Raw genomic sequence first — 12,046 nt, 5'->3', positions numbered from 1 at the left:
AGTAGCAAAACGACAGGAAAAACACTTCTACAGTCCGGGCACAGCGAGGTCCTTTTGTGCAGTGTTTGAAATTCGTCCAGTGTTGAAAGGTGAGGACGGCCCGTTGGGGCCGGCCTCGTTCAACTGAAGGCTGCTTTACTGGCAGTCCTCGACGCAAAGAAGCCGCAGCTTCCCGGAGACTCCCGCGTCAGGACATTTATGGTATCCCGACGCTTTTCGACTGTCGCTGGGGAGGGGTGGAGGTTGCTGGCAGGGTCCCGTGGACGAATGCTTGTATGGCAAGGACAGCGGCCCCGCGGCACCATTGCACGTTATCTTTTGACGCCAGGACGATGGGGGGCGTGGTGGCCCGGGGGTCACGGTCCAATGCAATCCCCGCGTCGAGGGCAGGGCGCGCAACTGCGGCGAGTCGGACTCCTTCTCCGGCGATGATGATGCGCTGTGGCAGTGTCAGGTTGCAGATGGCCGCGATGAGTCTGCCCAGCCCACGTCCAGCGTCGTCAACGACCCGCCTCGCAGCAGGATTGCCCTGTTCGGCCAAATCCAGGGCCTGTTCGTAGTCCACCTCACGCGCCAGGGCGTTGGAAACATGCCGGGCTATGGAGTCAGAATTCAAAACGCTGGTTGCGCAACCCCGATGGCCAGCAAAACAAAGGGGTCCCGTGGGGTCCAGCGGCCAGTGTCCTACGAGGCCGATACCGTAATCGTCCCCCGTGACAAGGGCGCCGTTGGCTACGAGGCCGAACCCTGTTCCGATGCCAAGTGTGACCACGGCGAAGCGGTCATCTTCCTTCCCCTCGCCGAACCAGTGTTCATATTCGGTAAACGCAACGAGGTCGTTGTCGATCAAGGTCGGTATTCCTGTTGCTGCAGTGACCATGTCCGCCAGGTCCAGGTTGCTCCATCCGAGGAACCTGGCGTCGATGACGAACTTCCGGTCTCGAATCAGACCGCCGATGCCAATACCGATGCCGCTGATCTCTTTCTCCAGCCCCAAACGCTGGGTTAACCCTGCGATTTGCTGGATGACCGCAGCCGGGTCTCGATCCTTGATTTCTTCGGTTTGGTGGCTTCTGATCTCACCGCGGAGGTTCGTCTGGGCAGCGATGATCTCGCTTTCTCGGATCTTCATTCCGATGAAACGTCTGGAGTCAGCGTCGACGTCGAGAAGGCGCGTGGGTCGGCCTACCCGGCCGTCGTTGTGCTCCCCCACCTCTCTGAGCAGGCCTTCCTCGATCAGCGGCGTGCTCAGCCGTGTCAACGAACCTGGGGAGAGTTGGAGCCGGCGGGCGATCGCGGCCCTGGAAATCGGCCCCCTGCGCAGGACCTCGATCGCTACGGGAAGCGAGGCGTCCGGCGCGGACCACATTGACTGAGGGTTCACATGACTATCCTGCCACGAGGCATTCGTTCCGTCAGTAAACTTTTCTACCCCTAGAGTACGCAGAAAAGTGACTGTTGACACGTCTAATAGTTTTGGAACAAAATATTTAACCAGACCCGCAGACGGGTTTTCATACTCTTAGACCAACGGAGTTCACCGATGTTCATCCAAAACAAACTCTCGCGGCGGGCCTTCGCGGCTCTGGCCACATCTGCGGCCGCCGCACTGGCCCTGTCGGGTTGTTCTGCCCCGCAAGGGACTTCCGAGGCCAGAACCCTCAAGGTCTGGTGGTGGGAGAACGATGACAGTGCTCTCTCCACCGGCTGGAACCGTGCCATTGAGCTCTTTGAAGAGAAGCACCCCGACGTAAAGGTCGAGTTCGAACTCAAGACCTATGAGCAGATGCAGCAGTCAGGTCAGCTCCTGCTGGATTCCAATGACGCGCCCGACGTGCTGGAGTACCTGAAGGGCAATGCCACAGCAGGGGTTGTTTCGCAGGCAGGGCTGCTGACTGACCTCACGGACGTGGCCAAGGAACGCAACTGGGACCTGGACAGCACTGCCCAGGACGTCGGACTCTACGAAAACGGCGTCATGGGTTCCGGCCAGCGGTACGGCATCACGAATTATGGCGAGTATGTTTCGGTCTGGTACAACAAGGACCTCTTCGCCCAGCAGAACCTGCAGGTGCCCACCTCGCTGCCAGAGCTGGAACGGGCGATGGACAAATTCGTCGGCGCAGGGATCACCCCGCTGGCCTTGGGTTCCCAGGACTACCCCGGCACCCACCTGCTGTACGAACTGGCACTGGCCAACATGGACAAGGACGCCTGGTCCGCCTACCAGCAGTTCGAAGGCGAGGTTGACTGGAGCGCCTGGGAAAAGGCCGCTCAAACCGTGCAGGACTGGACCAACCGCGGTTACATTAGCAAGGACTCCACCGGCGTCAGCGCCCAGGACGCCGGCAACGCCTTCGCGGCGGGACAGTACCCCATCTTCGTCTCCGGCACCTGGTGGGCCGGCGGCTTTGCCGATGACATCAAGGACTTCCAGTTCGACCAGTTCCTCTTCCCCGCCACAGACCTGCACCCCGGCTCCGGCGGCAACCTCTGGGTGGTCCCAGAAAAGGCACGCAACAAGGAACTCGCCTATGACTTCATGGAGATCACCATGAGCCCGGAAATCCAGAACCTGCTGGGCAACGAAGGCGCCGTTCCTGTCGCCGCCGATGAAGCGGCCATCACCTCCCCGATCGGCAAGCTCACCACCCCGAGGTTTAACGAGCTGCTGAACAGCAAGGACGGCGGCCTGGGCTGGTACCCCGACTGGCCCGTCCCGGGACTCAACGACGTCCTGGTTGCCCAGACCAGCGACCTGGTCCAGGGCAACATCACTCCGGCAAAGGCTGTGGAGACCATCAAGGCAGCATACGAACAGGGCAAACCCAGCAAGTAGGCCCGCCCCCCAAATATGTGGCGGCGCACCACGCCGGCGCGCCGCCACATCAAAAGGACACATCATGACCGCAGTCACCCCGGCCCCTACGGCCCCCTCATCCCGGAAGTCCCCGCGAACAACAGGAACGCCGCGGCGCGCTGCACGGGAGACCCCGCTCGGCTACTGGATCTACCTCCTGCCCGGCGCCATCGGCTTCATCGCCATTGTTGCCATCCCGTTCGGCATGAACCTCTATTACAGCCTCACCAGCTGGCGCGGCGTCGGCACCCCCAAGTTCGTGGGCCTGGACAACTACCTACGACTGGTGGCTGACCCCGCGTTCTGGGCATCCTTCCTGCACAGCGGCGCCTTCATCGTAGCCATGGCCGTCGTCCCCACCGCCCTGGGAGTCTTCCTGGCGGCTGTCCTCTTCGACTACATCGCCCCCAGGTTCGGCACCCGCGCCGCCAGCATCCTCCGCGCCATGTTCTACCTCCCGCAGATCCTCCCTATCGTGGTGGCGGGCGTTCTATGGAAATGGCTATACCAGCCCCAGTACGGAATCATCAACAGCGTCCTGGACGGGCTGGGACTTGGCGGGCTCCAGCAGAACTGGCTGGGTGACTCCGATACCGCAATGCTCGCCGTCATGAACGTCCTGATCTGGCTGCAGATCGGCTACACCGTGGTGGTGTTCATGGCCGGACTGTCCCGTGTAGACCCTGCCCTGTACGAGGCGGCGGAGATTGACGGCGCCGGCTGGTTCCAACGTTTCTGGAGCATCACGATCCCGCAGCTGCGCCCGGAAATCGCCGTGGTGCTAATTACCACCTCCGTGGCAGCCCTGAAGGTCTTCGCCCCGATCTACGTCCTCACCAAAGGCGGCCCGGGAACCAGCACCATCGTCCCGGCCTACTTCTCGTACTCAAACTTCTTCACTACCACACAGGTGGGCTACGGCGCCGCCGTTGCCTCACTCCTGGCGCTGCTCGTCACCATCATCGCGATCGTCCTGCTGCGCTACCAGACCCGCAACGCCGAGGGATTCGAAAAGTGACCACCACAGCCTCCGCCCCTGAGACAGCCAAATCAACGCGCGAGCCGCGGCGGCAAAAGGCAACCCGTACCAACCGAAGCGCCAGGAGCCGGCGCGGCATCACCGGCTGGACCGTCCTCGTGCTCTTGGCCGTGACCGCGGCACTGATGATTTTCCCGTTCTGGCTCGCCCTGATCAACGCGTTCAAACCCTCCACGGAATACATCTCTGACGGCCCCATCGGAATTCCCACCGAACTGGACTTCACGGCGATCATCGACTTCTGGATGGGTGTGAACTTCAACCAGAAACTGCTCAACAGCGTCATCCTCTCTGGCAGCGTAGCCCTGATCGCCGCAACGCTGAGCCTGCTCAGCGCCTTCGCCATTGGCATCGGCCGACTCAAGGGCAGGGTGTGGATCCTCGCCGTCTTCATGCTCGCCTTCACCGTTCCCCAGGAAGCCCTGGTTTACCCGCTCTTCGTTCTCTCGCGGGAACTTAACCTCTACGACAACCTGCTCGGCGTCACCATCATCCTGGCCGTCCTGCAAAGCGCCTTCGGCACCTACATGCTCGCCTCGGTACTGGGGTCCTTCCCCACGGAAGTCCTCGAGGCCGCCCGACTGGACGGAGCCAGCCGCTTCCAGATCCTCCGGGTCATCGTCCTGCCCCTCACCCGTCCAACACTTGCCGTGCTGGTGACCTTCTTCTTCATCTGGACCTGGAACGACTTCTTCCTCCCCCTGGTCCTGCTGCCAAGCGCTTCCAACCAAACCGTCTCCGTGTCCCTGGGCGCCCTCAGCGGCCAGTACACCAGCGACCCCACGGCACTGGCCGCAGCATCCATGGCAGGCATCCTGCCAGCCCTGATCTTCTTCCTTCTCTTCCAGCGCACCCTCATGCGCGGCGTAAACATCGGAGCCATCAAGTGACCACCCTGCAGCCTGCACTCCGGCACCCCAGCCTCCGCCCCACTGATGAATGGTGGAAGGCCGCCGTCGTCTACCAGGTCTATCCCCGCAGCTTCGCTGACTCCAACGGGGACGGCATCGGCGACATCCGCGGCATCATCAACCGCCTGGACCACCTGGACGACCTTGGTATCGACGTCGTCTGGCTCTCCCCCGTCTACGCCTCGCCGCAAGATGACAACGGCTACGACATCAGCGACTACTACGCCGTGGACCCCACCTTCGGGACGCTGCAGGACCTCGACGAACTCATCGCCGAACTCCACGCCCGCGGCATGAAACTGGTCATGGACCTCGTGGTCAACCACACCTCTGACGAACACGCCTGGTTCCAGGAATCCCGTGTCAGCCGTAGCAGCGCCAAGCGCGACTGGTACATTTGGCGCGATCCCCGTGACGGCGGCGAACCGAACAACTGGGGCTCCTTCTTCTCCGGCTCCGCCTGGGAACTGGACCAGAACACCGGTCAATACTTCCTCCACCTCTTCTCCCGGAAACAGCCGGACCTGAACTGGGACAACCCCGAGGTCCGCGCCGCTGTCTACCAGATGATGAATTGGTGGCTGGACCGCGGTATCGACGGCTTCCGCATGGACGTCATCAGCTTCATTTCCAAGCACCCGGACCTCCCCGACGGGGCTGTACAGGACGGCGCAGCTTGGGGCAACGGGATGCCGTTCTACGGATCCGGGCCGCGGGTCCACGACTACCTCCAGGAGATGCACCGCGAGGTGTTCTCCCACCGGGACGCGGACCTGATGACCGTGGGCGAAATGGTGGACGCCACACCGGAGCTCGCACGGCTCTACACCGACCAGGCCCGGCAGGAACTGGACATGATTTTCCAGTTCGAGCACGTGGGCCTGGATCACGGTACCGGGGGCAAGTTCACCCGCGAGCCCCTGGACCTGGTAGCCGTAAAACAATCCTTCGCCCGCTGGCAGGAAGCCCTGGCGGACGTCGGCTGGAACAGCCTCTACTGGAACAACCACGACCAGCCCCGCGCCGTCTCCCGCTTCGGCAACGACACCGACTACTGGTACCAATCCGCAACCGCGCTGGCCACGGTGCTGCACCTGATGCGCGGCACGCCCTACATCTACCAGGGCGAAGAGCTGGGCATGACCAACATGCCGTTTTCCACCATCGAGGACTTCCGCGACTTGGAGAGCCTGAACTACTACCGCGAAGCCCTCGCCGGCAGCGACGGCAGCAAGGCCGCCGAACTCCTTGCCGGCATCGCCGTGGGCGGCCGAGACAACGCACGGACGCCCGTGCAGTGGGACGCTTCACCGAACGCCGGCTTCACCACCGGCGAGCCGTGGATTCCGGTGAACCCCAACCACACCTGGCTCAATGCCGAAGCCCAGAGGACCGACCCCGGCTCCGTATTTGCCTGGTACCGCCGGCTGGTCCGGCTCCGTCACGAAGAGCCTGTCCTTGTGGACGGGCGCTTCACCCTCCTATACCCGGAGGACCCGCAACTGTTCGCCTACACCCGCACCAACGAGGACACTAGCCTGCTGGTCCTGGCCAATTGCTCCGCCGGATCTGTTTCTCTGGGCGCGGAAATCGAAACCGGATGGGCGCACGCGGAAGTTCTCCTCAATAACCAGCCTGACGCTAACCTCGCCCAGCAATTGCGGCCCTGGGAGGTGATCGTCCTCCGTAAACGTCTCAGCTGAGGTAACCCACGGGCCGGCCAACCCCGGTACCCACACAACGGAGTGTGCTGCTACTCACAGGAGCAGTCTCCACGGGCCGAACGCCCGATCGACGAGAGGAACTATCATGCCCGTATCAGGGCTGAGGCTACTAGCCAACACCATCACCATCGCCGCAGCCACCATGCTTGTGTGCAGCGGCACTGCCCTCCCGGCCCAGGCCGCCGGCAACGCTCCGGCTGCCCCGAAGAAAGCCGCCGAAGTAAGCACCGTGGACAACGGGAACCTGCACACCTGGTGGCACGACAACGGGGTCTTCAACACCGAAGGTGCCACCGGGGACAACGAGGTGCGGCAGTCTTCGATCTACGACGTCCAGGTAGCCTCGGCCAACCAACCGGAGAAGGCCTACGACGCCTTCACCTACATGAGCATCCCCCGGAGCGGGAAAGACAAGGTCGGCTACACCAAGGAAGACGGCGCAGAGTTCTCCTCCCAGGCCGGCCTGACCATGAGCTGGTCCAGCTTTGAATACGCAAAGGACGTCTGGGTAGACGTCAATCTCAAGACCGGCCAAACCATCACCTCAGCCGAACAGGTCCAGATCCGCCCCAGCAGCTACAACTTCGAAAAGAAGCTCGTGGACGCCGACACCGTGAAAATCAAGGTGCCATACTCTGACGCCGGGTACCGGTTCTCGGTGGAGTTCGAGCCGCAGCTGTACACGGCGTATAACGATATGTCCGGAAACAGCGGCAAGCTGACCACCAATGCCGAGGGCAACCGCGCGATTCACACCGAGCCCCGGAACTCCATGATGATCTTCGCCGAACCGAAACTGCACGGCGAACGAAAGGAGCGCCTGGTCCCGACCGAGGAATCAGGGAGTATCCACTACCCGACCGAAGGTGAGGTGACCAACCTCAACTCCGTTACGGAGGAAATCATCTACTTCAAGCCCGGCACGTACAGCATGGGTTCGGACTATCACGCGGTCCTGCCGCCGAACGTGAAGTGGGTGTATCTGGCCCCGGGCGCTTATGTGAAGGGAGCCTTCCGGTTCTTCCATGACAACCAGAGCCAGTACAAGGTCACCGGCTATGGCGTCCTCTCCGGCGAGCAGTACGTGTACGAGGCGGACACTGCCAACAACTACAACGCTCTCAGTGGTGCATCCAACTGCCACGTCACGTGCGTGAAAATGCTGCAGTTCGAAGCATCAAACACCGAACAGAAGCTGGACCTGCAGGGCGTCACCATCAACGAACCGCCGTATCACTCCTTCGTGGTCTACGCACACGAAGGAGAAAAAGAGGTGGGCGTGGAGCGGTTCCGGATGAATGTGGAGAACTACAAGCAGGTAGGCAGCTGGTACTGGCAGACCGACGGCATTGAGCTTTACAGCGGCAGCACCATGAAGAACACGTTCTTCAATTCCAACGACGACGTGCTGAAGATGTACCACAGCGACGTCACCATCGATAATACCGTGATCTGGAAGAACGAGAACGGGCCAGTCGTGCAGTGGGGCTGGACTCCACGGAACATCGACAACGTGAACGTCACCAACACCTCGGTCATCCACAACCGGATGTACTGGAAGGACGTCAAGTTCAACACCTGCATCTTCAATTCCTCCTCTCACTGGGAGGATATGGGCTCCACCACCAAGGCCGACCCCGGCACCACGGTCAAGAACATGACGTTCGAAAATTTCACGGTAGAGGGCATGACTAACTGCGCCATCCGCGTCTATGCCCTGTCGAACATGGAGAACATCAACATTAAGAATCTCAAGATTGACAGCTGGAACGGACTCGACTGGACCTCGCAGGTTAGCCATCTCAAGCGCTACACCAACCCTGCAGGCGAGAAGGCCACCATCGGCAACGAGGTGGCTGACGGCAAGGGCCTCGCACTGGAGAACTACTCCGTCGGCGGCGAAATCATCGAGAAATCCGCCGGTAACTGGGCGGACTACCAGCCCGGCCGGCTCGGCTTCGACGGCGAGAATTGGGACAGCTGGAACGCCTTCAAATCCGCCCCTTAACCAAGGCAACGTGCAACCAGCTTGTGAAACAAAAGCGGGCAGCAGCGTAAAAGCTGCTGCCCGCTTCCTTCACCATGAAAGAACGGGACAGCATGGCCAACACCAACGCCAAGACCGGCCGCTTCATCGGCATTGACATCGGCGGTACCGGCATCAAGGGAGGCATCGTCAACCTTGAGAAAGGCATTCTCGAAGGCAGCTGCATTCGCCTCGCAACACCCCAGCCCGCCACCCCGGACTTGGTGAATGTGGTTATCTCGCAAATCGTGCAAGAACTCGCTGCGCGAAGCGATTCCCTGGACCACACCTCAACCGTAGGGGTGACTTTTCCCGGTATCGTCCAGCACGGAATATCCCGGTCTGCCGCAAACATGGACAGCAGCTTCATCAACTTTGATATCAAGACCCTTTTCACAGAGCGCCTCGGTCGGCCAACTGCCGTCATCAACGACGCCGATGCCGCCGGCCTGGCAGAAGCCCGCTGCGGCGCCGGCAAACATATTAACGGAACAGTCCTTGTGATCACCCTGGGCACAGGCATCGGCTCAGCCCTGATCTTCGACGGACAACTGGTACCAAACGCCGAGCTCGGTCACCTTTCCATAGACGGCTTCGATGCCGAAATAAAAGCGTCCGCCGTCGCCCGGGAACGCGAGGGACTCACCTGGAAGGAATATAGTGCCCGGCTGCAGCGCTACTTTTCCGAACTCGAGTTCATCTTCTCCCCCGAGCTGATCATCGTCGGGGGAGGCATCTCCCAAAGAACAGACGAGTACCTGCCCCACCTCAACCTGCGGACCCCGATAGTACCGGCCATGCTGAAAAACGAAGCAGGCATTGTCGGTGCCGCCATGCAGGCAGCATCAACGTGAAGGCTTATGGCTCCGGACTGGCAGTCTGCCGGGCCGACACCACCCTAAATCAAGCGTGCGGCAGCCGAATGGCGGTGTGCCTATTTAGGCAGCGCCGACTCCAGTTCGTCCCTGCTGCGCACACCCAGTTTGACGTAGGTCCGGTACAGGTGCCCTTCGACCGTACGGACCGAAACCATCAGCCGTTGCGCTATCTCCCGGTCGGTGAGGCCCTGGACTGCCAGCTCCACGATGTCCTGTTCCCGGCGGGTGAGGTGGACTGCCGGGGCTGCGGCGATAAAACGGCCTTCCCGGAACCGTTCGCCCAGTTCGTGGTCGCACTTCTCGCGCTGCGCCACGGCCTGCCGGGACCGGCGGCGTTCACCGGCCTGCTCCAGCACCGTGCTGGCGCGGGCGTATGCCTCGCGGGCAAGGTTGACGAAGCCGGACTCCTCCAGCCATGCAGCGGTTGCCATCAGGGCGTCCCCGTCCGCAGCTTCCCAGCTGGTGGCCAAGGTCAGCATCGACGCCGCCCAGCGTCCCTGGACGCTGCGGGCAGTGTCCTGCACCATGGGAATCACCGAGGGATCCCCAAGATCCCAGCACACGGCCAGAAACTCCAGCAGGTGACCCGCCCTTCCGGCAGCTTCGGCGGCGGTCATCATGGTGTGCAGCGAGGCGAGGCCCTTGCCGTCACGGGACAGGTATTCGGCGGCCGCGGCGGCGTACGCACCTGCAAGGAGGTCGTGCTGCGGCCCTCCCATCACGGCGTCCTTGTAATCCTGTTCGAGGCGCTTTGCCTGCGCGGCGTCTCCCAGCCGCGCCGCAACGTAGAAGCCCAGTGAAGATCCAAAGCGGAACAGCTGGAGGGGGTCATTGAGCCTGAGGGCCTCCACCGCCGGGAGCAGCAGCTGGTACGCACGCTCCATCCGGCCTTGCCTCAGCAGGGAATAGCCTCGCAGCAGCTGCAGGCTGCCATCGAATGTCCTGGCGCCGGCAGTGTGTTCGGCGGCGTAGCTGTTCAACTCCCGCTCCGCCGATTCCCATTCGCCCATGGCGAGGTAACTGGTGACCAGCCGCCCCAGCACAAACTCCGGGAAAAAGAACAGGCTGTCTTCCAGCGGCGGCAGTTCCGAGGCTGCCAGGATCGCCGCGTCCAGACCGTCGAGCGGACGGCCCGCCGCTGTCAGCGCATGCGCCAACAGCGCTTCGCCAACGGCGGTGACCGGCTGATGGCTGCCTTCCATGGCAGCGCTGTTCCTGATGGTTTCCACAGCGGCAGTGAGCGCACGGTAGTCCACCTCGGCGCCCGCCCTCAGCAACTGCAGGATGTCCTCCTGCCAAGCCCCCGTCCCGCCGGCTGATGGATCCGCGTGTTCCCGCACGTCCTCGGCAAGGGCGGCCAGCTGTTGTCCGGCTGCCTGGTGCGCCGATATCCGCAGCAGGAGAACTGCGGGTCCCTGGGGATCCCCGGCCAGCGAAAGCCAGCATTCATCGAGCAGGGCGGCGGCGTCCGCGTAGGCACCCTCGTTGTAGAACGCGCGGGCCTGGACAGCGCGCGCCAGCGGCGCAATGTCCGGGGCCTGCACCCGGGCCGCGATCGAGCGGGCGCTGTGGTTGCGGTACCGGGACAGCGCTTCGCGGGCGGATTCAAGCATGTCCGTATCAGGTACCCGCAGTCCGCACTCCAGCGCCCATTCCACAGACCGCAGCCGGCCTTCCCCCTGGAGCACGGTGCCGTCCTGGTGTGCACGGATCTTTTCCTGCAGCTGGAGGCTTCGCGACACCGAGATGGTGTTCCTGATGGCGTGGGCGAAAAGGCTGTTCCACAGCGAAAGTTCAGCCGGGACACCCGATGTTTCCACCACCATTTGCTGGTCCAGCAGGGAACGGACCACCGGCGCCCCACAGATGTCTTCGATGACCTTCCGGCCCACCGGTCCCGCCAGCGCAACCAGTTTGAGGGCTTCCTGTTCTTCGGGCCGCCGCCTGAGGTGGTCCTTGGCCACCACAGCCGTCAGCCGGGCACCATCGGAGGGCAGGGAGCCCAGCAGGATCCAGATGCCGTTGCGTTTGGAAAGGATTCCTGCCTCTGCGGCATCATGCAAAAGCGCGTCCAGGAGGCGGGGGTTGCCGCCGGACGCGCTCCAGGCCGCATCAATGGTGGCGGCCGGAACGGTTCCATCCAGGACATGCTCCAGGACCTCTTCGATCTGCTCCCGGTTCAGGGGCCGCAGGTCCACGCGCTCAGCAAGGCCGTCGTACCACAACTGGTCCAGGGGTTGCGGAAGCCCAGGCCGCGGCCTGGCCGCCGCCACAACGGTTGCCCAGCCAGCTGAAATCAGGTCCGCAAGCACGCCGGCGGAGGCCTCGTCCACATGGTGCGCATCGTCCACCAACAGCAGGACGGAGCTGCCGTTCCCGGTTTTCAGCTTCTCGAAGTAGGTCCACATGGACCGCAGTACCGCCACGGGCGACACTGATTCCTCTGCCGTCAGGTCCGTCGTGTAGGGGGTAAGGACGCCAAATGGCACGGCGGCCAGGGCGGAACTGCCGTGGATGTGAAGGACGTTCAGCTCGCCGGCAAGCCGCTCGGCAACGGCCTCCGTGAGAGACGACTTGCCAATGCCCGGCCCGGCCATCACAAAGACAG

Annotated in this window: 8 protein-coding genes; 6 read left to right on the top strand and 2 right to left on the bottom strand. The window is 62.5% G+C overall.

Going from position 1 to position 12,046, the window contains the following annotated elements:
- Positions 1-196: 196 nt before the first annotated feature.
- The gene (locus AC5RUU_RS03380; protein ID WP_493973802.1) at positions 197-1,384 is read right to left on the bottom strand and encodes an ROK family protein; all 1,188 of its coding nucleotides are present in this window, start codon (positions 1,382-1,384) and stop codon (positions 197-199) included.
- Between the two features lie 159 nt (positions 1,385-1,543).
- On the opposite strand from AC5RUU_RS03380, the gene AC5RUU_RS03375 reads away from it, so the two are divergent.
- From AC5RUU_RS03375 to ppgK, 6 genes are all read left to right on the top strand, one after another.
- Positions 1,544-2,839 (top strand): ABC transporter substrate-binding protein, encoded by a 1,296-nt coding sequence (locus tag AC5RUU_RS03375; protein WP_493973801.1) that lies wholly within the window; start codon positions 1,544-1,546, stop codon positions 2,837-2,839.
- Positions 2,840-2,903: 64 nt separating this feature from the next.
- Positions 2,904-3,878, top strand: a complete 975-nt coding sequence (locus tag AC5RUU_RS03370; protein ID WP_493973800.1) for a carbohydrate ABC transporter permease — start codon at positions 2,904-2,906, stop codon at positions 3,876-3,878.
- The gene (locus AC5RUU_RS03365; protein WP_493973799.1) at positions 3,875-4,789 is read left to right on the top strand and encodes a carbohydrate ABC transporter permease; all 915 of its coding nucleotides are present in this window, start codon (positions 3,875-3,877) and stop codon (positions 4,787-4,789) included. The genes AC5RUU_RS03370 and AC5RUU_RS03365 overlap by 4 nt, the downstream gene beginning before the upstream one ends.
- Positions 4,786-6,513: an alpha-glucosidase gene (locus tag AC5RUU_RS03360; protein ID WP_493973798.1), complete on the top strand. Its 1,728-nt coding sequence runs from the start codon at positions 4,786-4,788 to the stop codon at positions 6,511-6,513. The genes AC5RUU_RS03365 and AC5RUU_RS03360 overlap by 4 nt, the downstream gene beginning before the upstream one ends.
- 106 nt (positions 6,514-6,619) lie before the next feature.
- A complete protein-coding gene (locus AC5RUU_RS03355) occupies positions 6,620-8,542 on the top strand; it encodes a family 49 glycosyl hydrolase (RefSeq protein ID WP_493973797.1) in 1,923 nt (640 codons plus the stop codon).
- 74 nt (positions 8,543-8,616) lie between these two features.
- Positions 8,617-9,414 carry a polyphosphate--glucose phosphotransferase gene (ppgK, locus tag AC5RUU_RS03350; RefSeq protein ID WP_493973796.1) on the top strand — a complete coding sequence of 266 codons (798 nt, stop codon included), beginning with the start codon at positions 8,617-8,619 and terminating at the stop codon, positions 9,412-9,414.
- Between the two features lie 80 nt (positions 9,415-9,494).
- Here the strand turns inward: ppgK and AC5RUU_RS03345 are convergent, their stop codons facing one another.
- Positions 9,495-12,035 (bottom strand): LuxR C-terminal-related transcriptional regulator, encoded by a 2,541-nt coding sequence (locus AC5RUU_RS03345; protein WP_493974016.1) that lies wholly within the window; start codon positions 12,033-12,035, stop codon positions 9,495-9,497.
- Positions 12,036-12,046: the final 11 nt, after the last annotated feature.

The organism is Arthrobacter sp. K4-10C (assembly GCF_059090085.1).
The sequence above is the reverse complement of the archived record's forward strand: the minus strand, read 5'-3'. Positions and strand labels throughout refer to the sequence as shown.